General features: G+C 59.8%; 19 protein-coding genes. 14 read left to right on the forward strand and 5 right to left on the reverse strand.

Going from position 1 to position 25,597, the window contains the following annotated elements; genetic code table 11:
• Nucleotides 1-252: 252 nt before the first annotated feature.
• From C9427_RS07660 to C9427_RS07725, 13 genes are all read left to right on the forward strand, one after another.
• Nucleotides 253-1,545 carry an alpha/beta hydrolase gene (locus tag C9427_RS07660; protein ID WP_107648526.1) on the forward strand — a complete coding sequence of 431 codons (1,293 nt, stop codon included), beginning with the start codon at nucleotides 253-255 and terminating at the stop codon, nucleotides 1,543-1,545.
• Nucleotides 1,546-2,024: 479 nt separating this feature from the next.
• Nucleotides 2,025-4,391, forward strand: coding sequence for an arylsulfatase (locus C9427_RS07665; RefSeq protein WP_107648527.1), 2,367 nt, complete (start codon nucleotides 2,025-2,027; stop codon nucleotides 4,389-4,391).
• Nucleotides 4,392-4,456: 65 nt separating this feature from the next.
• Entirely contained in the window at nucleotides 4,457-6,835 is a 2,379-nt protein-coding gene (locus C9427_RS07670; RefSeq protein WP_107648528.1) for an arylsulfatase, read from the forward strand.
• Between the two features lie 74 nt (nucleotides 6,836-6,909).
• Nucleotides 6,910-7,320 (forward strand): hypothetical protein, encoded by a 411-nt coding sequence (locus tag C9427_RS07675; RefSeq protein WP_107648529.1) that lies wholly within the window; start codon nucleotides 6,910-6,912, stop codon nucleotides 7,318-7,320.
• 62 nt (nucleotides 7,321-7,382) lie between these two features.
• The gene (locus C9427_RS07680) at nucleotides 7,383-7,826 is read left to right on the forward strand and encodes a YidH family protein (RefSeq protein ID WP_107648530.1); all 444 of its coding nucleotides are present in this window, start codon (nucleotides 7,383-7,385) and stop codon (nucleotides 7,824-7,826) included.
• Nucleotides 7,827-8,109: 283 nt separating this feature from the next.
• Entirely contained in the window at nucleotides 8,110-9,612 is a 1,503-nt protein-coding gene (locus C9427_RS07690) for an arylsulfatase (RefSeq protein ID WP_107648532.1), read from the forward strand.
• Nucleotides 9,613-9,850: 238 nt separating this feature from the next.
• Nucleotides 9,851-10,768, forward strand: coding sequence for a formylglycine-generating enzyme family protein (locus C9427_RS07695; RefSeq protein WP_107648551.1), 918 nt, complete (start codon nucleotides 9,851-9,853; stop codon nucleotides 10,766-10,768).
• Nucleotides 10,768-11,124, forward strand: coding sequence for a DUF1622 domain-containing protein (locus C9427_RS07700; protein ID WP_107648533.1), 357 nt, complete (start codon nucleotides 10,768-10,770; stop codon nucleotides 11,122-11,124). Before C9427_RS07695 ends, C9427_RS07700 begins: the two co-directional genes overlap by 1 nt.
• Before the next feature lie 20 nt (nucleotides 11,125-11,144).
• Nucleotides 11,145-13,103 carry a mechanosensitive ion channel family protein gene (locus C9427_RS07705; RefSeq protein WP_167434276.1) on the forward strand — a complete coding sequence of 653 codons (1,959 nt, stop codon included), beginning with the start codon at nucleotides 11,145-11,147 and terminating at the stop codon, nucleotides 13,101-13,103.
• A 505-nt stretch (nucleotides 13,104-13,608) separates the two neighbouring features.
• Complete coding sequence (locus C9427_RS07710) at nucleotides 13,609-14,409, forward strand: DUF2092 domain-containing protein (protein ID WP_107648534.1); 801 nt, start codon at nucleotides 13,609-13,611, stop codon at nucleotides 14,407-14,409.
• Nucleotides 14,406-14,618, forward strand: a complete 213-nt coding sequence (locus C9427_RS34720; protein WP_107648535.1) for a hypothetical protein — start codon at nucleotides 14,406-14,408, stop codon at nucleotides 14,616-14,618. Before C9427_RS07710 ends, C9427_RS34720 begins: the two co-directional genes overlap by 4 nt.
• 121 nt (nucleotides 14,619-14,739) lie before the next feature.
• The gene (locus C9427_RS07720) at nucleotides 14,740-16,182 is read left to right on the forward strand and encodes a DUF1254 domain-containing protein (RefSeq protein ID WP_107648536.1); all 1,443 of its coding nucleotides are present in this window, start codon (nucleotides 14,740-14,742) and stop codon (nucleotides 16,180-16,182) included.
• Between the two features lie 45 nt (nucleotides 16,183-16,227).
• Nucleotides 16,228-18,669: an arylsulfatase gene (locus tag C9427_RS07725; RefSeq protein WP_167434277.1), complete on the forward strand. Its 2,442-nt coding sequence runs from the start codon at nucleotides 16,228-16,230 to the stop codon at nucleotides 18,667-18,669.
• An 18-nt stretch (nucleotides 18,670-18,687) separates the two neighbouring features.
• Here the strand turns inward: C9427_RS07725 and C9427_RS34055 are convergent, their stop codons facing one another.
• Nucleotides 18,688-19,005 (reverse strand): hypothetical protein, encoded by a 318-nt coding sequence (locus C9427_RS34055; RefSeq protein WP_167434278.1) that lies wholly within the window; start codon nucleotides 19,003-19,005, stop codon nucleotides 18,688-18,690.
• Between the two features lie 68 nt (nucleotides 19,006-19,073).
• Between C9427_RS34055 and C9427_RS07735 the strand changes: the two genes are divergently transcribed.
• Nucleotides 19,074-20,246: a hypothetical protein gene (locus tag C9427_RS07735; RefSeq protein ID WP_146172521.1), complete on the forward strand. Its 1,173-nt coding sequence runs from the start codon at nucleotides 19,074-19,076 to the stop codon at nucleotides 20,244-20,246.
• A gap of 119 nt (nucleotides 20,247-20,365) precedes the next feature.
• On the opposite strand, the gene C9427_RS07745 is transcribed toward C9427_RS07735, so the two are convergent.
• From C9427_RS07745 to C9427_RS07760, 4 genes are all read right to left on the reverse strand, one after another.
• Complete coding sequence (locus tag C9427_RS07745; RefSeq protein WP_245437026.1) at nucleotides 20,366-22,843, reverse strand: mechanosensitive ion channel family protein; 2,478 nt, start codon at nucleotides 22,841-22,843, stop codon at nucleotides 20,366-20,368.
• A 130-nt stretch (nucleotides 22,844-22,973) separates the two neighbouring features.
• Nucleotides 22,974-24,044, reverse strand: coding sequence for an adenylate/guanylate cyclase domain-containing protein (locus tag C9427_RS07750; protein ID WP_107648541.1), 1,071 nt, complete (start codon nucleotides 24,042-24,044; stop codon nucleotides 22,974-22,976).
• 3 nt (nucleotides 24,045-24,047) lie between these two features.
• The gene (locus tag C9427_RS07755) at nucleotides 24,048-24,542 is read right to left on the reverse strand and encodes a Rab family GTPase (RefSeq protein ID WP_107648542.1); all 495 of its coding nucleotides are present in this window, start codon (nucleotides 24,540-24,542) and stop codon (nucleotides 24,048-24,050) included.
• Nucleotides 24,543-24,556: 14 nt separating this feature from the next.
• A partial coding sequence (locus C9427_RS07760) for an OmpA family protein (RefSeq protein WP_146172522.1) occupies nucleotides 24,557-25,597 on the reverse strand: 1,041 nt, incomplete at its 5' end.

The raw sequence follows: 25,597 nt of genomic DNA on the forward strand, positions 1-25,597 counted from the left end.
CCAGATTTGCACCAGCCGCTGCGGCTCAGCCCGTAGCATACAGTTAGTTACCTTCCTTATGGGAAGGCACTTCTCCAGTTTCACCCCAGGGCAATGCTGGGAAGCAGCAATGCCGGGAAGACCGGCACACGCCGGTGCATGTCCAAGGCTAGGAGAAGAGTATGGACACTCGATTCCGTCGGTGTCTGCGGAAAGAGACAGGCCGCCTGCCGGATACGGACGGCAATGTCAAATCCGTGGAGCCAGCCTGATATGCGTCGTTTTGATTTGGGGATTGGTTTGTTGGCGAGATGCTTCCTCGTCTCTGCACTGTTGTTCTCGATCGCTGGATGTGCGTCCCGACCAACCAACGTGCTGCTGCCAGTGGCCGATACGTCGCCTTCGTCCAGTAGGGTCGAGATGTTGGTGGCGACGACCCGCAGTCGTTCCTCCAATCCGGCCGAGATGTATACGGGTGAGCGCGGATTGGCCCCGTCGTTTGCGGATATTACGGTGTCGATCCCTCAGGCATCGGCGCGCAAGATCGGCGAGGTCGCGTGGCCCAAGAAGCTGCCATCGAACCCGGCTAAGGATTTCGCGGTTCTGAAAGCCCAGGAATTATCGGTGGAGGGCGCGAAGGCGTGGTTACATGCCTCGGTGAGAAAGAGCCCGGACCACAGCGTCCTGGTCTTCATCCATGGCTTCAACAACCGCTTCGAAGACTCCCTATATCGTTTTGCCCAGATCGCCCACGATACGGGCACCGACAGCGCTCCGATCTTGGTCACATGGCCTTCCCGAGGCAGTACGCTGGCCTATGGCTACGATCGCGAAAGCACCAACTACACGCGAAATGCGCTCGAGACGCTGTTCCAGTACCTGGCTCGCGATCCTGACATAAAGGAGGTTTCGATCCTCGCCCATTCAATGGGCAACTGGCTTGCGCTGGAAGCCTTGCGCCAGATGGCAATCCGCAATGGCGGCCTGCCGGCGAAGTTCAAGAACGTCATGCTGGCAGCACCTGACGTCGACGTCGACGTGTTTCGCACGCAGATTGCGGACATGGGCAAGCAGCACCCGCAGTTCACCCTTTTTGTTTCACAGGATGACCGCGCGCTGGCGGTTTCAAAACGGGTCTGGGGCGATATCCCGCGGCTCGGATCGATCAACCCGGAGCAGCCTCCCTACAAAGAGGAATTCGCGACAAACAATGTAACCGTCATCGACCTGACCAAAGTCAAATCCGGAGACAAGCTAAACCATGGCAAGTTCGCCGAGTCACCGCAGATCGTGCAATTGATAGGGGCGCGGATGGCCAGCGGCCAGAATCTCACCGACAGTAGGGTTGGCCTGGGCGACACGATCATTCAGGCAACCACCGGAGCAGCAGCTGCAGCTGGCAGCGCAGCAGGGCTGGTGATTTCGGCGCCCGTTGCGGTGGTCGATCAGAATACGCGCGACAACTATGGCAAGCACGTTGAGTCACTGGCCGGCTCCAACAAGTCAAAACCCGCAGCCGGTATTGCCTGTGACAGTCGCAAGGCGAAGGCGCCTCAATGCAAGTAGTGACGCCCGGCGTTGAGATCAAAACCAACTGGACCAACCGACGCGGCGTCCCCAATGACCCTTTCCATGCCGAACGGTCGGATGCCTTCAAAGCCCTGCATGAGGAAGAGCCCAAGCTGTTTCCGGCGGATACGCCTGGGTCGACGCGTCACGGAGCGGGTTGGTCAAGTGGTTGTTTTCCATGTCTATCAATACGTTCAGGCCATCTGCCTGCCGCGCTTACACTTTCCACCACGTAACTTACGTTCCGCCGCTCTCCCCAAGCAATATTCTGGCCCCGCCAAATAGGCACAAACAAGATGCCACTTAGAAAGTTGCCTGCCACAGGCCCGCTAGCCACGACCGACGTTTAGCGCAGGCGATTTATCGGCTGCGGGGAGTGGAATTGTACGCCGAAGTTCACGGATGGGCAGCATTGATCCAACGCCGCCGCTCAATTCCGCCGCCAGGGTACCAAGCATCGGAGAGGAGAACGACCTATGAGCGACGAGAAAGACACGATCAACCGCGGCATCCTTCCGATACCGGACCCGCAATATGTCGGACTGACAACTTACGATGCGAAGGACCCGGATACTAAATTTCCACCGATCGAGCCGTTGCGGCCGCCGAAAGGGGCGCCCAACGTACTCATCGTGCTCCTCGATGACGTTGGCTTTGCCGCGTCGAGCGCGTTTGGCGGTCCGATCCACACGCCAACCGCCGAACGCCTCGCCAAGAACGGCCTCAAGTTCAACCGCTTCCACACTACGGCGCTGTGCTCGCCGACGCGATCCGCGCTGCTGACGGGCCGCAACCATCACTCGGTGAACATGGGTGGCGTCACCGAGATCGCCACCTCGGCGCCCGGCTACAGCTCGATCTGGCCGAAGGAGAAGGCACCGATCGCCATGACGCTCAAGCTCAATGGCTATTCGACGGCACAGTTCGGCAAGTGTCATGAAGTGCCGGTGTGGCAGACGAGTCCGATGGGACCGTTCGACCAGTGGCCCACGGGAGGTGGGGGCTTCGAGTATTTCTACGGATTCATCGGCGGCGAGACCAACCAGTGGTACCCGGCGATCTACGAAGGAACCACGCCGATCGAGCCGGAGAAAACGCCCGAGGAAGGCTACCACTTCACCGAGGACATGGCGAACAAGGCAATCAAGTGGGTGCGCCAGCAGAAGGCGCTGATGCCCGACAAGCCGTTCTTCATGTATTTCGCGCCCGGTGCCACCCATGCGCCGCACCACGTGCCGAAAGAATGGGCCGACAAGTACAAGGGCAAGTTCGACCAGGGCTGGGATAAGCTGCGCGAGGAAATCTTCGCCCGACAGAAGCAGCTCGGGGTCATCCCGGCGAATGCCGAACTGACGAAGAGGCCGGCCGAAATCGTTGCCTGGGACGAGACGCCGGAGGGAATGCGCCCCATCTTCGCGCGCGAGATGGAGGTGTACGCCGGGTTCCTCGAGCATACCGACCACCACGTCGGGCGCCTGGTCGACGCGCTGAAGGAACTGGAGGTGCTCGGCGACACGCTGATCTACTACATCATCGGCGACAACGGCGCCTCGGCCGAGGGCACGCCGAACGGCTGCTTCAACGAGATGGCTGTGCTGAATGGCATGGGGACCCTCGAGACGACGGAGTTCCTGACGTCGAAGATCGATGAGTTTGGTGGGCCAAATGCCTACAACCATTATGCAGTGGGCTGGGCGCACGCCATGGACACGCCCTACCAGTGGACCAAGCAGGTCGCCTCACACTGGGGCGGCACGCGCAACGGCACGATCGTGCATTGGCCGAACGGCATCAAGTCGAAAGGCGAGGTCCGCAGCCAGTTTCACCACGTGATCGACATTGCGCCCACCATCCTGGAAGTGGCCAAGATCCCCCCCCCGATGATCGTCAACAGCGTGCAGCAGGCGCCGGTCGAGGGCGTCAGCATGCTCTACGCATTCAACGACACCAAGGCGGCGGAGCGGCGCGAAACCCAGTACTTCGAGATGTTCTGCAACCGCGGCATCTACCACAAGGGCTGGACTGCGGTGACGCGGCACGGCGTCCCCTGGGTGGGAGCGTACAAGCGCAGCTTCGACGAGGACGTCTGGGAACTGTACGACACGAGCAAGGACTGGACACAGGCGCACGATCTCGCCAAGGAGAACCCTACGAAACTCGCCGAGCTGCAGCGGCTCTTCCTCATCGAAGCCTGCAAATACCACGCGCTGCCGCTCGATGATCGGACCTTTGAACGGTTCAATGCCGACCTCGCTGGCCGTCCCCAGTTGATCAAGGGCAAGTCCCAGATCCTCTTCGGCGGCATGGGTCGGCTTTCCGAGAACTCGGTTGTCTCGACCAAGAACAAGTCCTACTCGGTCACCGCTGATGTCGAGGTACCGAAATCGGGCGCCGAAGGCGTCATCATCGCGCAGGGTGGCAACACGAACGGCTGGAGCCTCTACGCGAAAGGCGGCAAGCTCAAATACTGCTACAACTTCTTCGGCATCAAGCTCACCTTCATCGAGTCGACGCAGTCCATCCCTGCGGGCCACCATCAGCTGCGCGTAGAGTTCAAGTATGACGGCGGCGGCCTCGCCAAGGGCGGCGACATCACGCTCTACGTCGATGGCAAGCAGGTGGGTCAGGGCCGTCTCGAGCAGACGGTGCCGATGGTCTACTCGGCCGACGAGACCTGCGACGTAGGCAAGGAAGGCGGCTCGCCGGTGTCGCCGGACTACGGGCCGACAGGCAACGAGTTCAGCGGCGAAGTGAACTGGGTGCAGATCGATCTCGAAAAGGACGATCACGACCACATGATCTCGCCGGAGGAGCGCTTCAAGGTCGCGATGGCGCGGCAGTAAGGCAACGCCAGCAGCCCGCAATGGCGACGTTGTTCGCGTTGCGCATGCATCAGAGGAGAACAACCATGAGCAATGAGAACGACAAGATCAACCGTACCGCCCTGCCGATCCCGTCGCGGGCGCGAACGGGCCTCGTCACTTACGACGCCAAGGACCCGGACACCAAATTCCCGCCTATCGAGCAGTTGCGTCCGCCTGAGGGGGCGCCCAATGTCATCGTAGTCTTGCTCGATGATGTCGGCTTCGGCGCCTCCAGCGCCTTCGGCGGACCGTGCAACACGCCGAACGCCGAGCGCCTCGCAGCACGGGGCCTGAAGTACAATCGCTTCCACACGACGGCGCTGTGCTCGCCGACGCGCCAGGCGCTGCTCACCGGCCGCAACCATCACTCGGTCGGCATGGGCGGCATCACGGAGATCGCGAGCGGCTCGCCCGGTTACTGTTCCGTGTTGCCCAACACCATGGCCCCGCTCGCCAAGACGTTGAAGCTGAACGGCTATGGCACTGCGCAATTCGGCAAATGCCATGAAGTGCCAGTTTGGGAGACGAGCCCCGCCGGCCCGTACACAGCATGGCCGACCGGCGGTGGCGGCTTCGAGTATTTCTATGGCTTCATCGGCGGCGAGGCACACCAGTGGTATCCGTCACTCTACGAAGGCACGACGCCGATCGAGGTGAAGAAGACACCCGAAGAGGGCTATCACTTCATGGAGGATATGACCGACAAGGCGATCGGGTGGATCGGCCAGCAGAAGGCGCTGATGCCCGACAGGCCCTTCTTCATCTATTTCGCGCCGGGCGCCACCCATGCACCGCATCATGTGCCGAAGGAATGGGCCGACAAGTACAAGGGCAAGTTTGACCAGGGCTGGGACGAGGTGCGCAAGGAGACCTTCGCGCGCCAGAAGAAGCTGGGCGTCATCCCCAAGGACTGCGAGCTGACCGCTCGGCACGAGCAGATTCCCTCCTGGGACAGCATGGACGAGAAGATGAAGCCCGTGCTGCGCCGCCAGATGGAAGTCTATGCCGGCTTCCTCGAATATGCCGACCATCATGTCGGCCGCCTGTTGGACACGCTCGACCAGCTCAAAATCGCCGACGACACACTGATCTACTACATTATTGGCGACAACGGCGCCTCGGCCGAAGGCACGCTGATCGGTTGCTACAACGAGATGGCGAACTTCAACGGCCTCGCCGCGCTCGAAACGCCGGAATTCCTGATGGAGCGTCTCGACAAGCTGGGCGGTCCGGAATCCTACAACCACTTCGCGGTCGGCTGGGCGCACGCGATGAACACGCCCTACCAATGGACCAAGCAGGTCGCTTCCCACTGGGGCGGTACGCGTAACGGCACGATCGTGAGCTGGCCGAACGGCATCAAGGCCAAAGGCGAGATTCGCTCGCAATTCCACCACGTGATCGACGTTGCGCCGACCATTCTCGAGGCGGCGGGCCTGCCGCATCCGGTGTCGGTCGAGGGCATCCAGCAGGCGCCGATCGAGGGCGTCAGCATGGTTTACTCGATGAATGACGCGAAGGCACCGGACCGTCACGAGACGCAATATTTCGAGATGTTCGGCAATCGCGGCATCTATCACAAGGGCTGGACGGCGGTGACGCGGCACAAGACGCCGTGGCTGCTGCACGGCGAAAACGTGCCGGCCTTCGACGATGATGTCTGGGAGCTCTATGACACCAGCAAGGACTGGAGCCAGGCGAAGAACCTCGCAAAGGAGATGCCGCAGAAGCTGCACGAACTGCAGCGGCTCTGGCTGATCGAAGCGACACGCTACAATGTGCTCCCGCTCGACGATCGGGTGGCGGAGCGTATGAACTCCGACATGGCCGGCCGGCCGGTGCTGATCAAGGGCAACACCCAGATCCTGTTCGGCGGGATGGGGCGTCTATCGGAGAATTCCGTCCTCAACATGAAGAACAAGTCGCACTCGGTGTCGGCGGAGATCGACGTGCCCGAAGGCGGGGCGGAGGGCGTCATCATCGCACAGGGCGGCAATATTGGCGGCTGGACGCTCTACGTGAAGGACGGCAAGCTGAAATATTGCTACAATCTGATCGGCGTGAAGCACTTCTTCGCCGAGTCGAACGGCAAGATCCCCTCGGGTTCGCACCAGATCCGCATGGAGTTCGACTACGACGGCGGCGGCGTCGCCAAAGGCGGCAAGGCGAACCTGTTCATCGACGGCAAGAAAGTCGGCGAAGGGCGGGTAGATGCCACGGCGCCGACCGTCTTCTCCGCCGATGACGGCACCGACGTCGGTTGCGACACCGGCGCGCCGGTCTCGCCCGATTACGGTCCGCGCGGCAACGAGTTCAACGGCAAGATCCGCGGTATCCAGCTCGCGATCGGCGGTGACGCCAATCACCCCGACCACCAGGTCTCGCCGGAAGAAGCTCTCCGCGTCGCGATGGCTCGGCAGTAGAGGAAGGACGGGCGGTGCAGGCAGACGCACCGCCCGTCCCCAAGCATATGGGTTCTCCAGTAGGACTGAAGAAAATGGTAATCGCCGATATCCTGCAACGCTTCTGGGAGAATCTTCTCGAGCGCCCCAGTGGACCCTTGGCACTCAGGTTCCTGCTTCAGCCTGCAATGGCAACGCTTTTTGCAATACGCGACGGCATCAAGGACGCGCGCGAAGGGCGATCGCCGTATTTCTGGACGGTCCTGTCCAAGCCTGACGAACGCCGCCAGCGGCTGAGCGAAGGCGTGAAGTCGACAGGCAAGATCATGGTGCTCGCGCTGATCCTGGACGCGGCCTATCAGCTTATCAAACTCGGCACCTTCTATCCGTTCGAGGCCGTCTTCGTCGCGATCGTTCTCGCCTTCGTTCCCTATCTGCTGATCCGGGGTCCGGCGGCGCGCATTGCCCGTTGGTGGAGCGGACGCGTTGAGGACCGCCGATCGTGACTGACCGAAAAGACTCATCTGGGGAAGGGCGAACGAGCCAATCGACAGAGAAAGGTATCAGAATGGCGAGCCAGCCTGTGGAAGATAATCAAGCGAGGTTCGCGGTCCATGTCACGGCGGAAAGCCATTTCTCCTGGCTGCGTACACGTCTCAGCGTCGAGCGCACGATGATGGCCTGGATTCGCACGTCGATTGCTTGCATCGGCTTCGGCTTCACGATCGTTCAGTTCTTCGATCGTCTTGATTCCATGCAAGGAGTCGCCGAGGCGCTTCGCCCCCAAGCTCCACGATACGTCGGGCTCGCCCTCATAGCCGCGGGGATATTGGCACTGGCGATCTCGCTCATCCAGTATCGCTGGGGCGTCCGCTATCTGTGGAGCGCACCGTATCGCCCCATCGCAGGAGCTCAGGCCCACGAGATGCGAACGCCGATCCTCGCATTGGCGGTCATATTGATGCTTACCGGGCTGCTTGCTTTTGGCGTGGTGCTCTTCCGCGTAGCTTAGGCAGTCAAGGAGCTAAAGGATGAACTCCATCGGCACGAAATTCGACTTCAGCATCGCGGACGGCAGTGGTTGCGACAATACTGAGGTGTTTCCATGAATGGCTCTGTTGGCACCAACTGCGACCGAGATTTCGCGCCAGCGCCTTTTGAAAACATGGTTTGGGTTCCCGGTGGCAATTTCCAGATGGGGTCGGATCACCATGTCATCGCCTACAACCAGGGCATGAAGGCAAGGATGGCGCGGCATCCGAGTGGCAACACGAAAATATAGGGAGGAGACGAAAATGGCAGACAAGAAACCGAACATTCTCATCATGTGGGGCGACGACATCGGTCAGTCGAACCTCAGCTGCTATACCAAAGGCATGATGGGCTACCGGACGCCCAACATTGACCGCATCGCCAACGAAGGCATGATCTTCACCGACTCCTATGCGGAGCAGAGCTGCACCGCTGGCCGCGCGTCGTTCATCACCGGCCAGTGCGGGCTGCGCACTGGCTGCACCAAGGTGGGCCTTCCCGGCGCCGAGCTTGGCCTCAAGGCCGAGGACATCACCATCGCCGAAGCGCTTAAGCCGCTGGGCTATCGCACTGGTCAGTTCGGTAAGAACCACCTCGGTGACCGCGACGAGCATCTGCCGACGATGCACGGCTTCGACGAGTTCTTCGGCAATCTGTATCACCTGAACGCCGAGGAGGAACCCGAGGAAGTTGATTATCCAAATGCGAAGGACTTCCCTAACTTCAAGAAGAAGTTCGGGCCCCGTGGCGTGCTCCACTGTTGGGCCGATGGGAAGGGTGGCCAGAAGATCGAGAACACCGGTCCTCTGACCAAGAAGCGGATGGAGACGTGCGACGATGAATTCATGGCGGCCGCCAAGAAGTTCATCCAGAGCGCCCACGACGCCGGCGAGCCGTTCTTCGTGTGGTTTAACACGACGCATATGCACGCATGGACGCACGTGAAGCCGGAAAGCCGTGGCCAGTCCGGCCGTTGGCAATCCGAGTACCACGACGTGATGATCGACCACGACAAGTGTATCGGCGAGATGCTCGACTTCCTCGACGAACTCGGCATCGCAGATGATACGTTCGTGCAGTACAGCACCGACAACGGGCCGCACATGAACACCTGGCCGGATGCCGGAAACACTCCCTTCCGCAACGAGAAGAACTCGAGTTGGGAGGGCGCCTATCGCGTGCCCTGCATGGTCCGCTTCCCCGGCAAGATCAAGGCCGGCTCGGAATCAAATGAGATCGTTAGCCACCTGGACTGGTTCCCGACCATACTGGCGGTGGCCGGCGACTCCGACATCGCCGCGAAGCTGAAGACTGGCCACAAGGTCGGCAACAAGACCTTCAAGGTGCATCTCGACGGCTACAACCTGCTGCCTTACCTCACGGGCAAGGAGAAAAAGAGCCCCCGCGAGCTTTTCATCTACTTCACCGACGATGGCGATGTCGCAGCGCTCCGCTACGACAATTGGAAGATCCTTTTCATGGAGCAGCGCGTCCAGGGCACGCTCAAGATCTGGCAAGATCCGTTCGTGACGCTGCGGGCGCCATACATCTTCAATCTGCGGATGGATCCTTACGAGCGCGCGCAGATCACGTCGAACACCTACTACGATTGGATGTTCCGACACATCTACCTGCTGGTGCCCGCACAGGTCCTCGTCGGAGAGTTCCTGGCGACCTTTAAGGAGTTTCCGCCGCGACAGAAGGCGGCAAGCTTCAGTCTTGACGAGGTGATCGCGAAGATGGCGGAAGCGTCGAAAGGCGGGTAGCGAACGCGGTGAACGTGCGGACCGCGGCGGTCGACCGCTTAGGTTCGAGAATGGGGTGCGCCGACGATGAAGGAGTGGCTAACGCCATGACAGAGCATGCGGTCGTCATCATCAACGCCATGGCGTTGATGATGATCGCCTTCGGCAGTTGGGACGACACAAAAGGTGCTATGTTGTGAATGACTCTGTTGATCTGACCACGCTCGATCGAAACAACGGCGTGCCGCCTTTCGAAGGCATGGCGTGGATTCCTGGCGGTACGTTCCTCATGGGCTCGGACGACCATTACCCGGAAGAGGCGCCGGCTCACCGTGTCAAGGTGAACGGCTTCTGGATGGACTGCCACACGGTAACCAATCGCGAATTCGAACGTTTCGTGGCAGAGACCGGCTATGTGACGCTGGCTGAACGTCCGGCAGATCCCGCAGACTACCCCGGAGCGATACCAGAACTTCTGGTGCCGTCCTCCTCCATGTTCAAGAAGCCGGCTCAGAAGGTCGATATCCGGAACTCCTACAACTGGTGGGTCTATGTAGGCGGCGCCAATTGGCGCCATCCGCGCGGCCCAGCGAGCTCCATCAGGAAGCTGGGCGACCACCCAGTGGTCCATATCGCGTTCGAGGATGCCGAAGCCTATGCGAAATGGGCGGGCAAGGAACTGCCGACCGAAGCCGAATGGGAGTTCGCCGCCCGCGGTGGACTAGACGGCGCCGAATTTGTCTGGGGTAACGAACTGACGCCAGGCGGCACACATTTGGCCAACACCTGGCAAGGCGAGTTTCCCTACGAAAACAGCAACGAGGATGGCTACGAGTGGACGGCTCCGGTCGGTTCGTTCCCGGCCAATGGCTTCGGGCTCTTTGACATGGCAGGCAATGTCTGGCAGTGGACCAAGGATTGGTATCAGGAGCATTCGCGGATCGACAGCCCGTGCTGTACGATCGACAATCCGCGGGGCGGCCAGCGCGAAGCTAGTTTTGACCCTCATACCCCTGAGATCACGATCCCGCGCAAGGTAACCAAAGGCGGCTCTTATCTATGCGCGCCCAATTACTGTCGGCGATATCGGCCTGCAGCGCGGATGTCGCAGCCGGTCGATACATCGACCTGCCATCTCGGCTTGCGCTGCATCGTTCGTTCACTCGTGAGGGAGTGATGCAAGAGGGCTTCGTCGTCATCACCGGGTATGCCGTCCTGCTTATCGATGCAATCGCCCTCGTTGCAATCGTGTATGGAACAATCGAGGCATTCGTCGGCGCCATTCGCGCCGTGCTTTTCCCTTCGACGCGCACGCAGGGACCCGTCGTCTGGCTTCGCTATGCACGTTGGCTGGTGGCGGGCCTGACTTTCCAGCTTGCGGCCGACATCATCCAGACCTCGATCGAACCAACTTGGGACGAGATTGGACGCCTGGCGTCGATTGCGGTGATCCGAACGTTCCTCAACTATTTCCTTGAGCGGGATATGTTGGAGGTCCGCGAAGATCCAGGCGCTCGAGAGAAGACATCTTAACATAAAATGGGACGAGCAACGTGAGCGACAATCCAACGGCGGGTGCGGACGTCACCTCATTCACCACGGCACTGGAGGAAGTTTCAGGACGCTTCGTGGAGGGCGTGCATGCGCGATACCTGGCTTGGTTCGAGGCGCCAGCCGAATTCGATAGCTTGCGGAGCTCGCTCGCCGCAGCGTCGACATCGTTTATTGGCCTTTGCTTACAAATCATTCTGGTTTCAGGGATCGTCGCCGGCACATTCGTACTGATAAGCCGGCAGGCGAAGCCGGAGAGTGCCGAGGGCAGCAGATGGCGCCGCTTTCTATACCGTTCGGCTGCGGCTGTCGCGGCTTTGGTGGTCGGCCTGCTCGTCGCACAGCTGCTCGCCGGTCCGGGCCTGCCTCTGCGGACGTTGCGGCTCTGGACAGTCTTGATCGTTGCGGCATGCATCATGATCTTCGCCGTGCAGGCCGTCATCCTCGCAAAAGTCCGCCCTGAATTTCGCGACCGTCCAATCCATCTCGCGACCCAGGCGAGGGATCTGACGTTCGCGCTCATATGGGCGCTTGGCGGCCTTTCGGTGGTTGCCACACTGCGAATGTGGAGCGCGGGACCAGGCATAACGGATTTGATTGGAACGTCTCTGGTGACCATCCCGACCCTGGTCCTGCTGATCAGGGCGGTTTGGCGCAATCGGCGAACCATGGCTGGATCGGTAGCGGGCCATCGCCCCAGAGGCCGGTGGCGGGCGGGATTCGCGCGCATATGGCCTGCAATCGTGATTGGCATTCTGCTTTTCATCGCGGCTAACGCCCAGATCGCGCGTACTTTGGGTGTGGCGCTTCCAGGTTTGGCGGTGCTGTCGAGCGCACTGATGGTTGTTGCCATTCCGCATCTGGACGCCATCGTTTGGGCTTGGGCCCAGCGCGGTTTGGAATCCCGGAGCACCTCGACCGCCGCTGTGGCTTCGCGCCAGACCGCCAGATTGGCGCTGGTTATCGTGATGGTTGCTTTGCTTGGGACGATATGGGCGACGCCTTTGGCGGTCGGCTTCGGCATCGATCTCAGATCGGTCGCCCGCGAGGCTTTTGGGGTCGCGTTGATCGCGCTGATGGCCGCTTTCCTGTGGAATCTCATCTCAACGGCGATCGACAGGATTTCGCGCATTGACGGCCTACCCAATCCAAGCGGCCTACCCAATCCAAACATGCCGCGCTCGAGGCTTGGAACACTGGTTCCCCTGTTGGGAGCGATCGGCAAGTCGAGCGTTCTCGTCATGGCTGCGCTTTCGATCCTGGTTTCGATTGGCGTCAACGTATGGCCATTGATAACCGGGCTTAGCGTCTTTGGGCTGGCGATCGGATTTGGTTCTCAGACCTTGGTCAAGGATATCGTTTCCGGTCTGTTTTTCCTGATCGACGATGCGTTTCGGGCTGGCGAATACATCGAAACAACTGGTGCCAAGGGTACTGTGGAGAAAATCTCCGTTCGATCCATGACGCTGCGCGGCACCCGAGGCTCCCTGGCGACAATACCTTATGGTCAAATGGGCAAAATCGAGAACTTCAGCCGTGACTGGGTTACCGACAAATTCAACATCACCGTTGGCTATGACACCGATATCGACTTCGTTCGCAAGCTGATCAAGCGAGTCGGCCTCGAACTGGCGGAAGATCCGGAGTTCAAGCCTTGGGTGCTCGAGCCGATCAAGATGCAGGGCGTACAGGAGTTCGGCGAGTACGGTATCGTATTGAGGGTCAAGGCCACAACCCGACCCGGAGGCGCCTTCGCTATGAAACGCCAATTCTATGTACGCATCCGCCAAGTCTTCAAGGAGCAGGGCATCGAACTCCCATTTCCGACCGTCCACATCGAGGGGCTGCAGAACCCGCATGAGGCAGAGAATGAGCCGTTGGAGATCACACCCGAGCTAAAATTGGCCGTCGCCCAGTCGCACACCAATCGGCGCAGAAAAAAAGCTAGCACAACGGAGTAGGAAAGCTGTGACACCTGCCGGTAACCTTACGCCGGATCGGCGAACTCCATGCCGTCGAAGCCGACGTTCGCGGTCAATCGCCCGCGCATCGGGTTTCACCTCGGCGCAGCCGCCCGAAAACAACTGTCGACGCCATGCGGGTCTGGCTCGAAGCGCAACCGCCGCTGTTGCCGGGACATAGCACGCAGCAGGCCATATATTTTCGTCAGATCTGGCGTTTTGCTTCGGCCGTTCAACCGCTCTGGACAGATCGCCAATTTCCATCGCTGACGCCCCAGCGGCATCGATCAGAAACGGCATTCTGTCGACTCACGAAGGTGAATTACCTAACCCCCACGTAACTTACATTCCTCCGTTCGTCCCCTCAGGGTAGGCTTTTGCAACGGTAAGGCACATCGCGGGCCGCAATTATAACCGGCATGGCAGGCGATTGCGTGACCTACGAACGCCAGCCCTGCCGGCACAGGTCGCCAAGGTGGGTGCGGCCTCAACGGAGGAATTCCAAATGAAGAAGAAATCGGTCGGGTTCGCCAGGGCAGCGATGTCCGCCACGGCTCTGGTTCTCCTGCTCGGCCTGGGAGCGCCCACCGCCGCACGGGCCGACGAGACTCACGCCAAGACCATGCTGAAAGCCATGTCAGATTATCTCGCAGCGCAGCAGATGATTTCGTTCGGCTACGACACGAACCTTGAGGTGGTCACCAAGGATCAGCAGAAGCTTCTGTTTGCGAGTTCGGGCACCGCAGCCCTCAGCCGCCCCGACAAGATTCGCGCCACACGCGAAGGCGGCTTCGCCAGTGTCGAGATGATCTTCGACGGAAAGACGCTCACCCTGCTGGGCAAGAATGCCAACCTCTACACCCAGGCCGAAGTGCCCGGCGACCTTGATCATCTGGTCGATGAGCTGCGAGATAAGTTCCATAGGCCCGTTCCGGGTGCCGATCTGCTTACGTCCAATGTCTACGACGTGCTCATGGACGGCGTCACCGACGTAAAGGATCTCGGCAGCGGCGTGATCGGTGGCACCGAATGCGATCACCTGGCATTTCGCGCCAAGGAGGTCGACTGGCAAATCTGGATTGCGCAAGGCGCGAGTCCCTATCCCTGCCGCTATGTGATCACCTCCAAGGAGGTTGATCAGGGTCCGCAATACAGCGTCCAGGTCAGGGACTGGAAGGCCGGGAGCGAGGTCGCGGCCGACGACTTTGCTTTCAAGAACACGACCAATGCCAAGAAGGTCGATGCAACTGAGCTCAAAGATACGGATGAATTGCCGGATCAGTTTGCTCCAGGAGGAAACCAATGACCATGACAATCAAGCTGAGACTCATTCTCCTCGCCGCAGCGGTCGGAGTTTTCGGGATCGGAGGCTCGGAACGGCTTACGGTCCCCGGTTCGTATGGGTTCGTCTCGAGCGCCGAGGCCAGGGTAGGGCGCCCGCTCACGCCAGTCAGTGTCGCCGGAGTGGCGCGGCGCACGGTGCGGCGCTGCGCGGTCGGCGTCTATTATTGCTAGAAGTGAGGCCGGGCAGCTTCCGCTATGCCGGTTTCGCCGGGCGCTCGTTCCGATGTCTGGTTCTCTAGCCGCAGCCAACGCCTTTCTACACTCCCCCAACCCGTCCAAAGGAGAGAGCATCATGTCCGTTTCGCGTCGCACCGTTTGTCTCGGAGGCGCCGGCCTGCTAGCCGCGACCTCGCTCAACACGACGACCGCATTCGCCGAAGGCCTGATCTCCGACCTGATGGAAGGCTCGGACGAATTCGGCCTCGCCGTCGAGGCCTACACCTATGGCTATCCTCTCGTCACAATGGAGATGACCCGTCGTGTCATCACAAATGTCGTTGAGCCCAAGGGGACGAAAGGTCCGATGGGCCACCTCATAAAGGTGCGTGAATATCCGAATGCGGCGTTCCGGGACGTGACCGCGCCGAATGCGGACACGCTTTATACAACGGCTTTTCTCGATGTCGGCAAGGAGCCCTGGGTCGTCAGCCTGCCGGATCTGCACGACCGCTATGCCCTGTTCCCGATGCTCGACGGCTGGACGACTGTCTTCGACGTTCCGGGAAAACGGACCACCGGCACCGGCGCGCAGACCTTCGTCGTCACCGGCCCAGGCTGGGAAGGCACATTGCCGGAAGGCGTCAAGCAATACAAATCGCCGACCAGCATCGTCTGGCTGCTCGGCCGCATTTACTGCACCGGCACGCCCGAGGATTATGCTGCGGTTCACAAAATCCAGGATGAGGTAAAGCTCTATCCGCTCAGCGCCTATGGCAAGGAATGGACGCCGCCCCCGGGCAAGGTGGACCCCTCGATCGACATGAAGACCGCGGTACGCGAGCAGGTCAACAAGATGGACGCGGTCGAATATTTTTCGCTGCTCGCCGAACTTCTGAAGACCAACCCGCCGGCCGAGGCCGACGCGCCGATGGTCGAAAAACTGGCCCAGATCGGCATCGTGCCGGGGCAGGATTTCGACACGACGAAGTTCGATCCCGCTTTCGCCAAGCGTGTCCCGCAAATCGCCTTCGCCCGCATCATGCTACATTTCAAGTTCAGTGGCGGCGACGTCCAGGATATTGACGGCTGGGGCTTCACGACCAAGACGGGTCTCTACGGCACCAATTATATCCAGCGCGCCCTCGTCACCGCCATCGGACTTGGCGCTAACCGGCCGCAGGACGCGATCTATCCGACGTCGATGAAGTCCGACAGCGGCCTCATAAAGCGAGCCTACAACGGTTCGGAAAAATACGTCCTGACCTTCAAGAAGGGCCTGACGCCGCCCGTCTCAGGTTTCTGGTCGCTGACCATGTATGACGAGAACTACTTCTTCGTCGACAATCCTCTGAACCGCTATTCGATCAGCGCCCGCCAGCCGCTCAAGGCCAATGCGGATGGTTCCATCGACCTCCTGATCCAGAACGAATCCCCGGGTGCCGACAAGGAATCCAATTGGCTGCCGGCGCCAAAGGGCAAGTTCGTGCTGATGATGCGGCTCTATTGGCCCAATGAGAGCAATCCATCGATCATCGACGAGACGTGGAAGATACCGCCTGTGAAGAAGGTAGGCTGATTATCTGCAGGATACCGACCCTGTAGAAAAGGGAGTAGACGAACAATGATGAAGCTTCAGAATTTCCTTCGGCAGGGAGCCTCGTTCGGCCTGCTAGGCGCGGTGTTGGCGATCTCGCCTATAACCGCTATCGCCCAGGAAGTGACGGGTACGCTGGGTTCGCCCGGCGCCACCGCGCCGATCGACGGCAAACAGCTTCCGCCGCCGCCGCCACCTTTCGGCGGGGTGATCAAGGAAAAAGCGTCCGAGTCGACGCCCTGGTGGGCGCCCCGCGTCGTGCCGCCCAAGGGCGCCCCCAACGTGCTTCTCATCATGACGGATGACCAGGGTTTCGGCGCACCAAGCACTTTTGGTGGTGTCGTACCCACTCCGGCCATGGATCGTATCGCGAATCAGGGACTGCGTTTCACCAATTTCCACTCGACGTCGCTGTGCTCGCCCACACGGGCGGCGTTGATCACGGGACGCAACCATCACTCGGTCGGTTTCGGCGTGGTCGGCGAGATATCGACGGGATTCCCAGGTTACGATTCGATCATACCGGTCGACAAAGGCACGATCGGCACAATTCTGAGGGACAACGGTTACGCCACGTCCTGGTTCGGCAAGGACCACAACACGCCCTCGTTTGAGTCGAGCCAGGCCGGACCATTCAACCAATGGCCGACGGGTATGGGGTTCGAATATTTTTACGGCTTCGTCGGTGGCGATGCCAGCCAGTGGGAGCCCAACCTCTACCGCAATACGACGGCCATCTACCCGTTCGAGGGCAATCCGGGCTGGAACCTGACCACGGCGATGGCCGATGACGCCATCCAGCATATGAGGCAGTTGAAGGAGCTCGCTCCCGACAAGCCTTTCTTCGTCTACTACGTTCCGGGCGGCACCCACGCCCCGCACCATCCGACCCCGGAATGGGTGAAGAAGATCGGCGACATGCACCTCTTCGACGAGGGTTGGAACAAGGTTCGCGAGACCATCTTCGCCAATCAGCAACGGCTGGGCATCATGCCCGAGAACGCCAAACTGACACCCTGGCCGAAAGACCTTCCGGAGTGGGAGTCGCTGAGCCTGGAGCAGAAGAAACTCTACATCAAGCAGGCGGACGTCTACGGCGCCTATCTCGCCTACACCGACAACGAAATTGGACGAGTCATTCAGGCGGTCGAAGATCTTGACGAACTCGACAACACACTCATCATCTACATTGGTGGCGACAACGGCGCCAGCGCCGAAGGCATGCTGGATGGGACGCCGAATGAGTTCACCACTTTCAACGGCATCCCTGTGCCGGTGAAGGACCAGTTCCTCTGGTATCCGTTCTGGGGATCGGGACGTACGTTTCCGCACTTTGCGGCCGGTTGGGCGTGGGCGATGGATACGCCGTTCAAGTGGGTCAAGCAGGTGCCGTCGCATTTCGGCGGAACGGCGCAGGGCGTCGCCATGTCCTGGCCCGGCCACATCACCGATTTGGGCGGCATCCGGCGTCAGTTCCACCATGTGATCGACATCGTTCCCACCATCCTGGAATCGACTGGCATACTGCAGCCGGATGCGATCAACGGCGTCAAACAAAGCCCGGTCGAAGGCGTGAGCATGATGTACGCATGGGACAAGGCGAACGCCGACGCGCCGTCAGCCCGCAAGACCCAGTATTTCGAGATGCTCGGCAACCGCGCCATCTATAACGATGGATGGGTGGCGGCCACGACGCCAGCGACGACTCCGTGGAAGCTAAGCACTGCTGCACCCCCGGACGTCATCACCGGCTACAACTGGGAACTTTACAACGTAAAGGACGATCCTACCCAGTTCGACGACCTCGCGGCTAAGATGCCGGACAAGCTCAAGGAAATGCAGGCGATCTTCTATTCGGAGGCTGCAAAATACAACGTGCTGCCGCTCGACAACTCGACGCTGGCGCGCTGGAACACGCCGCGTCCGGATCTCACGGCAGGACGCACCGAATTCAACTATTCTGGGGAACTCAGCGGTGTGCCGAAAAGCGCCGCGCCGAGCATCTTGAACAAGTCCTACACGATCACTGCCGAAGTCGAGATCCCGGACGGCGGCGCAGAGGGCATGGTCGTCACCGAGGGTGGGCGCTTCGGCGGCTACGGCCTGTTCCTGAGCAAGGGTGAATTCGGCTTCGGCAAAGGCAAGGTCGTGTTCCTCTACAACCTGCTCGACCTCAAGCGCACGGTTTGGGAGGGACCGGAACTGGAGCCGGGCAAGCACACCATTGTCTTCGACTACAAGTCGGAAGGTCCGGGTCTGGGCAAGGGCGGCACTGGCGTGTTGTCGGTGGACGGCAAAGAAGTGGCTACCAATTCGCTTGAACACGGCACTCCGATCACATTCCCGGAAGACGAGAGTTTTGACGTCGGCCTGGACACCCGCACCGGCGTAGCACTGGTCGAGTATCGCTACGACGCTCCATTCAAGTTCACCGGCAAGATCGACAAGCTGACTTTCGAGCTGAAATAGGAGCGAGGAGTGAATATGTCAGCGACCGTGCTGCTGCGCGTTGAAGCGGCGATAGAGGGCATTACCAGTATCGCCCTTATCGTTGTCCCCGGCATCGTCGCCTGGTTGCTCTTTGGCGTCGAACTCCCGGCAATAGCCGTGGTCGTGGCGCGGGTGGCAGGGGTCGCACTGTTGGCGCTGAGCTTTGGTTGCTGGGTTGCGGGGCGAGGTTCCGGCACTGTCCCGATGTTTGTTGCGATGCTGCTCTACAACGTTCTCGTGGCAGTCTACTTCGCATTTCTGGGCCTTCAGGGTGAGTTCGCAGGGCAGCTCCTGTGGCCAGCGGTTGCGATCCATGTCGTCATGACCGTGCTCCTCGGTGTCGCGCGGTCGCGGTCCCGACCGTCTAGCGCTAGGCCGCAAACGTGATTGAAACTCAGCACGCAAGCGACGCAATATTTGAGAATGGTCCACCTGTACGTATTCAGCGTCGCCTCGGTTTGATGATGGATGGCCAACTCAACGTTGGCCGCCGCGCGCTGATCGTCGCTGCGGTAGGCTGGGCCCCCCTTGTCGTCTTGGCCGGTATTCAAAGCGCCATGCGCTCCGACGGAGTCTTGTCGCTGCTTTGGGAACTGGGTGCGCACGCGCGGTACCTGATCGCCGCGCCACTTCTGATCTTAGCCGAAGCGCAATGTGCGCCAAGGCTCAACGCCATCGTGCGGCACTTTGCCGATGCCGGACTTGTAACCGATAAGGACCGTGGGCGATATGATGCCGCCGTGGCATCAACCCGCGCTCTTCTCAGTTCGAACACCGCAGAGATTGTTGTAATCGCTCTTGCCTACCTTTGCGTCTCCGCGGCGGCTTTTTCGCTGTCGTTCGACCAATTTCCGGCATGGCACAAGACTGGCGCCTTGGCTCCTGCCTTCTCGCCAGCCGGCTGGTGGCACGTGCTGGTGAGCCTCCCTCTGCTCCTGACTCTACTCTTTGGCTGGGCGTGGAGGTTTGCCCTATGGGCGCACCTCCTGTGGCGGATCGCCAGGATCGACCTCCGCCTTTTGGCATCCCATCCGGATGGTGCAGCCGGCCTTGCGGTTCTCGGATATTCTTTGCGGGCGTTTTCCCTTGTTGCGATGGCGCCTGCCACGATTGTCGCCGGGCGTTCGGCGCAGATTGTCCTGGTCCATGGGGCGCTGTCGAAAGACACGACGATTTTCAGTGCCGGTCTCTTGCTGGCCGTTGGCGCCCTGTTTGCCGTCCCGTTGTTCTTTTTCACGCCGGTTCTGATGCGGGCGTTGCAGCGCGGTTCGTTCGAGTACGGAGCGCTTGCCAATCAAGTTGGGTTCGCCTTTGAAGAGCAGTGGGTTGGCCGCAACCGACTTGCCGACAATTCCGCCTTGGAGAGACCAGACTTCTCGGCGACTACCGACTTGTACGCGATCGTCGCAAATGTCTATTCGCTGCGGTTAGTCCCGGTCGACCTCAAGAGTATCGCAAGCCTCGGTGTCGCATTGCTGCTTCCATTCGTCCCGGTCGTGTTCATGGCGCTGCCAGCCGAGCAAATCTTGGCAGATCTAAAGAACCTGCTCTTTTAGAGCAATTCCAGGAAAAGTGTGAAACGGTTTTCCGTTCGGAATTGCGCAGAAACAATGAGACAGAGCGGTTCGGCGTTTCCGTGAAACGATGAACCGCTCTAGGCGAGGCGTTCGAACTCCTACTCTGTTGTGCCAGCTTTTCTTCTGCGCCGATTGGTGTGCGACTGGGCGACGGCCAATTTCAGCTCGGGTGTGATCTCCAACGGCGCATTCGCTGCCTCATGCGGGTTCTGCAGCCCTTGGACATGGACGGTCGGAAATGGGAGCTCGATACCCTGCTCCTTGAAGACTTGGCGCAGGCGTATATAGAATTTGCGTTTCATGCCGAAGGCGCCCCCCGGCCTGGTTGTGGCTTTGACCCTCAAGACGATGCCGTACTCGCCGAACTCCTGTACGCCCTGCATCTTGATCGGTTCGAGCACCCAGTGTTTGAACTCGGGATCTTCCGCCAGTTCGAGGCCGATCCGCTTGATCAGCTTGCGGGCGAAGTCGATATCGGTGTCATAGCCGACGGTGATGTTGAATTTATCGATAACCCAGTCACGGCTCTGGTTCTGGACTGCCCCGAGTTCACCGAACGGTATCGTGAACAACGGACCACGGTGGTGGCGCAGCTTCACCGAGCGCAGCGAAAAGCTCTCCACCGTACCCTTGTAATTGCCCGACGAAATGTATTCGCCGACACGAAACGCATCATCGAGCAGAAAAAACACCCCTGAAATGACGTCCTTGACGACCGTTTGCGCGCCAAAGCCGACGGCGACGCCGACGACGCCAGCGCCAGCGATCAGTGGGCCGATCTGGATACCCATGGAGGCGAGCATCATCAGCACCGCCATCACGACGATCAATGCGAGCAGCATGTTCTGGAGGATCGGCAAGAGCGTGTGCAGCCGCGCCTGCTGTGGATCGAGGATCGGGACCTCCTCCTCGCTGATCACAGGGTGCGGTACTTCGATGCCCAGCTTTCGTTCGATCAAAGCCTTGATGATCGACCAGCCGAAATCGGCTGCGAGGGCAATGACCACGACATTGATCAAGCCGCGCAATATGAACGTCGTCGTCGTATCGCTGTCCCGCATGGATTGCATGTCCAGCCCCCAGACACGCGCGAGAAAGTAAGCCGCAGCCAGGATCAAAATCATCCGGATTGCGCGATCGATGACAGCGATCGTCACCGCCGGGATCGTAGGCCGGCCGGCGTCTTCCGAACCTGGCCGCAGGACGAAATTAACCCCGCGCTGCGTCAGCACGATTGCCAAAGGCAGGAAGAATGCGGCGAAGGTAAACCAGAAGTATATATAAGAGCCGGCGACACGCTGCAGGAACAGGACGACAAAATAAGCAGTCAATAGCCATGTCGCTTCCGTGTGACCGCTGTGGCGCGCGCCGTCTCGCTGCGTCCTTGGCCGACGCCAAATGGCAAGCAGCAAGAGCAACAGCAGCACGAAATCGGCGCCCAGCGACAGGACCATCATTCCGTCCTGGTCGACGCCGAGGCCCGGCAAGAGGATAAACGCGGCGCCGAAGAAGGCGAAGACGCCGACGATCCGGGGTAGCCAGTAGGACCAATGGTCAGCCACTTCGTTGGTGATCGGCAAAGCGCGAACCTCGACGGCGTTCTCGACGTTCATGTAGGACGGGAGGAGCATGGCCATGACGTACATGCGCACACCCCATGTAACGACCGCCGCCATCAGAAATGTCAGGACAATCTCGCGGATGAGCATTGGCCAGTCGAACAACATGAACGCACCGGCGCTGCCCAGTGCGAACGAGACGATCAGCATGCTGGAATAAAGCGCGCGACCGCCAATCTTCTTGGCTCGCCCGATGGGCGTATCCTTCGGTTGCGCGATAATCCAAAGACGAAATGGACGGGTGACTTTGTACGTTGCCCAAGTAAGCGCCAGGCCGGCGGCGATGAACATCGCAATCAGCATAAATACGCCGGCAGACCCCTTGCTCGACATATCCTGCATGGTCTCAGCCCGAACGCGCGCGAACTGGCCCGGCAGCAAGGGCAAAGTTCGCACGATTCGTTCGATATGGTGCCTGATCCGATCGAGCGTCGAGGATGCCATCGTATTCATCTGGCCCGGTGCGGCCACGGCGCCGGACGAGGTGTCGGCCGGCGGAGCGCTTGCCGCGGCAGGCGCTCCCGTCGACCCGGCGTCCTGGTTTCGTTGTTCGGCCACCCAGGCCTTTACGGACGGATCGTCGAGAAGCTCGAACAGCTGTTTGACCCTTTCCGGCGGGACGGTCGCCGGCGCTTGCGCCTGTGCCGGACCGGCCAACAGGAGGGCGATCCAAAAGACCAGCGGCCCGGCGACAAGGACAAACATCGCCGTCAGATCTCCGAGACGTCGTGCCGGGTGCGCCAGGTTCCTGGCTCCCAATCGTCGATTCATTAGTGGCATCGTGCTGTCAACCTTCCGGCCAAATCGGCGAGCAACGGCGTCCGTCGTCGCCCACCTTGGAGAAACCGATGTTTCGGTGCAAGGCATCATCGTTCCGAGCCAGGCCGATGCGCCGGGTAACTGGAGGTGGTTCATTGAGCCGCCCGGGCAGCAGCCTGAGAGGCGACGAAAGTGCATCGGTACGTAGGCGGCTGACCAAGTCTCGCGGGACCATGGCGGCTACAGGTGGTCGACTGACATTCGAAACCGCGATTTTTGACTGCTTGAGATGCAATGCGCTCCAGGGTCGGCAACGCCGAGCGGCAAATCAGGCCGGGAGCCGCCACATTCGCACACGACCTGTGCCACGCAATTCCGTTTCCGCGAGTGGGTCGCAAGCAAAATCTGGTCCAAGCAGTTTGTGAGTTGCATCCGAAATACGGATTTCATCGGGCTCCGCGGACGTTTGAATACGTGCGGCGAGATTAACGGTCTCGCCCCACAGGTCATAGGCAAACCGCCTTTTGCCTATGACGCCCGCAACGATTGGTCCAGAGTGAATTCCAATTCTGAGTCTTAGCGGTTGTCCTGCGAAGCGTTCGCGCTTAACCGCCTCCCGCAGTTCAAGTGCATAGTGCGCAAGAGCTTCTGCATGATCGGATCGCGCGACGGGCAGGCCAGCGACCACCATCACACAATCGCCGATTGTCTTGATCTTTTCGCAGCCGTATCGTTCCGAGAGCAGATCCGCCGCCTTGAAGAAGTAGTTTAAAATAGCGAGCGTCGTCTCGGCTCCGACGCTCCGCGCTCTTTCCGTAAAGCCGACGATGTCGGCAAAAAGCACACTCACCTCTGCGTGGCTGTCTGCAATTTGTTCGTCCGCTTTTAACCGCTCCGCGATCGACGCCGGAAGAATGTTGAGGAGTAGGCTTTCGGCGCGCTGGTATTCACGCGACAATCCCTCTTGGCTCTCCCTCAACGCCTCGTTCGTCGAGTGTAATTTCTCGTTGAGTTGACGCTCCCTCTCTTGCAGGAGCGTCATTTCATAAGCCTTCTGTTGAAGCCGCTGCCTGTTGTCGCGTTCGGCAGTGGCGTCAAGAAAGAGCAGCCACACGCAACCATTGTCAGCAAAAAGATGAAGGTCCGCGACACGCCCGCTGGGCAGTTCGACCATGGCCATATGAAATGGAAGCTCCGGGCAAGGCAGCAAACCTTCCATGAACGCAAGCTGCTCGGCAACTGGCTTACCAATGCAAAGTGATGACAGTCCGTAATGTTTGATATTACCGCCCTTCGCAACTATGCAGAGCTGGGCGTCAATTTTCAGATATGCGACGGAGTGCTCAATGTTGAAGAAATTGTAAATCCAGCTTCTGACTTCTTTTGGAAATCCATGCATGGCCTATTCGGTGACCATCGAAGCAAGCTGACGAAATGCATCGTCAACATATTCACCTGAAAGCGCGCTTGTTAGATAGATCTGCCATCCAAGTTGCCTCAGTTGGTCAATCTCACTATCCGATATTGCCCACCGATCGGCCAGATCGGATTTGTTGAACAGCAATATAAACGGCATGGCGCCGAATTCGGCCTCGGCCCGCTCGCGCAGCGTGAGCGCCACGGCAAGAGTAGCGGCGCGGGTTCCGTCGACGACAAGCACGAGCCCGGTCGCACCTCGCACATAGCTGACTCGGAATGAGCCGATATCGTCTTCGCCGGCCAAATCCCACAAAATCAGATCCACGGTTTTGTCCGGGAGTGCGACACTCTTCTTGTCGATTTTCACCCCCACCGTGGTCAAGTAGGTTTCCGAAAAGATGCTTTGCACGAACCTGCGAACCAGGCTCGTCTTTCCGACACCGAACCCGCCCAACATGCAGATCTTTTTTTGCAACATCCTGGGGCTCCGGACTAGTCTAGGTTTACCGTAACCGAAACCCGGCGATTGGCGGAGCTCCCAGTTCGACTATTTTCAGGCACCGCCGGCTCAAAGGTTCCCGCGCCCCGAACCAGCAGCAGTTCCGGAGCGACGCCGCGCTTGTTGAGAAGCGCACGAACTGTCTCGGCGCGGGCGGCGCTGATCGACGCGTTGGCCGTCTCACGGCCCGTGGCGTCCGAATGTCCGGTCAACATGAACCGAGCTGTTACGCCTGACTTGCGAGCATTTTGGGCGAATTCCTTCAATTGATCCGCCAATTTGTCGAGAACCGGCGTCTGTTCTGGTCCCGGCACAACCTTGCCGGAATAGAAGAGAATATCGGTCGCCTGGATGACCTCTCTCAAATGATTGAGTTCCGCAAGGCTCAGCTCACGAAGCTGCGAGACATCCAGAGCCACTCCGTCCGCGGACAGCTGTTGAGCGGCGGCCCGCGCCCGGTTGATCCAGGCGGCCGGAGCCTCACCCACGACAACGATGCGATCCTGGATGATCGAAAGCTGAACCGATTTCGGAGGGGTCAGCGACGCTATCAGCCGCTTCACCACGAACTTCGGATCAAGGCTCTGATAGAATTGCCACTGCGAATGAACGCGGGCAGGATCAACCTCCGTTCCGGACAACAGCTCCTGCGGGTCGGCGGCAAGCGGGTCTCTCAGACCGGAAATGTAGAAATGTCCGCCCCTCGCCGTTTGTTGGGCGACGATGATTCCCGGTTGAGCCTCAAGTCGCGACACATAATGCTGCCAGTGCTCCGCCGCGCGTGCTTCGGGGCTCACATCACGAACCTTTGAGATGTCGAATTCCGGTCCGCCTGCCGAGAGCTGTCGGGCCGCTGCGCGCGCCCGATCTATCCAGGTGTCGGGAGCCTCGCCCTCGGCAACGATGCGGTCCTCGACGATCGAAAGCCGAACCGATTTCGGCGGGGTCAGCGATGCCGTCAGCCGCTTCAGCACGAACTCCGGATCAAGGCTTTGATAGAATTGCCACTGAGAATGAACGCGAGCGGGATCAAT

Origin of the sequence: Mesorhizobium helmanticense, assembly GCF_003034915.1 — a bacterium.
Classification (GTDB): Bacteria; Pseudomonadota; Alphaproteobacteria; order Rhizobiales; family Rhizobiaceae; genus Mesorhizobium; species Mesorhizobium helmanticense.

What these genes read in the sequence shown, in the direction of transcription:
- C9427_RS07700 (WP_107648533.1), top strand. Translation starts at nt 10,768, where the DNA reads ATGCAAGAGGGCTTCGTCGTCATCACCGGGTATGCCGTCCTGCTTATC.
- C9427_RS07660 (WP_107648526.1), top strand. Translation starts at nt 253, where the DNA reads ATGCGTCGTTTTGATTTGGGGATTGGTTTGTTGGCGAGATGCTTCCTC.
- C9427_RS34720 (WP_107648535.1), top strand. Translation starts at nt 14,406, where the DNA reads ATGACCATGACAATCAAGCTGAGACTCATTCTCCTCGCCGCAGCGGTC.
- C9427_RS07710 (WP_107648534.1), top strand. Translation starts at nt 13,609, where the DNA reads ATGAAGAAGAAATCGGTCGGGTTCGCCAGGGCAGCGATGTCCGCCACG.
- C9427_RS07725 (WP_167434277.1), top strand. Translation starts at nt 16,228, where the DNA reads ATGATGAAGCTTCAGAATTTCCTTCGGCAGGGAGCCTCGTTCGGCCTG.
- C9427_RS07665 (WP_107648527.1), top strand. Translation starts at nt 2,025, where the DNA reads ATGAGCGACGAGAAAGACACGATCAACCGCGGCATCCTTCCGATACCG.
- C9427_RS07695 (WP_107648551.1), top strand. Translation starts at nt 9,851, where the DNA reads ATGGCGTGGATTCCTGGCGGTACGTTCCTCATGGGCTCGGACGACCAT.
- C9427_RS07720 (WP_107648536.1), top strand. Translation starts at nt 14,740, where the DNA reads ATGTCCGTTTCGCGTCGCACCGTTTGTCTCGGAGGCGCCGGCCTGCTA.
- C9427_RS07755 (WP_107648542.1), bottom strand. Translation starts at nt 24,542, where the DNA reads ATGTTGCAAAAAAAGATCTGCATGTTGGGCGGGTTCGGTGTCGGAAAG.
- C9427_RS07670 (WP_107648528.1), top strand. Translation starts at nt 4,457, where the DNA reads ATGAGCAATGAGAACGACAAGATCAACCGTACCGCCCTGCCGATCCCG.
- C9427_RS07690 (WP_107648532.1), top strand. Translation starts at nt 8,110, where the DNA reads ATGGCAGACAAGAAACCGAACATTCTCATCATGTGGGGCGACGACATC.
- C9427_RS34055 (WP_167434278.1), bottom strand. Translation starts at nt 19,005, where the DNA reads ATGGATCGCAACCGCTGGCCACAGGAGCTGCCCTGCGAACTCACCCTG.
- C9427_RS07675 (WP_107648529.1), top strand. Translation starts at nt 6,910, where the DNA reads ATGGTAATCGCCGATATCCTGCAACGCTTCTGGGAGAATCTTCTCGAG.
- C9427_RS07750 (WP_107648541.1), bottom strand. Translation starts at nt 24,044, where the DNA reads ATGCATGGATTTCCAAAAGAAGTCAGAAGCTGGATTTACAATTTCTTC.
- C9427_RS07680 (WP_107648530.1), top strand. Translation starts at nt 7,383, where the DNA reads ATGGCGAGCCAGCCTGTGGAAGATAATCAAGCGAGGTTCGCGGTCCAT.
- C9427_RS07745 (WP_245437026.1), bottom strand. Translation starts at nt 22,843, where the DNA reads ATGCACTTTCGTCGCCTCTCAGGCTGCTGCCCGGGCGGCTCAATGAAC.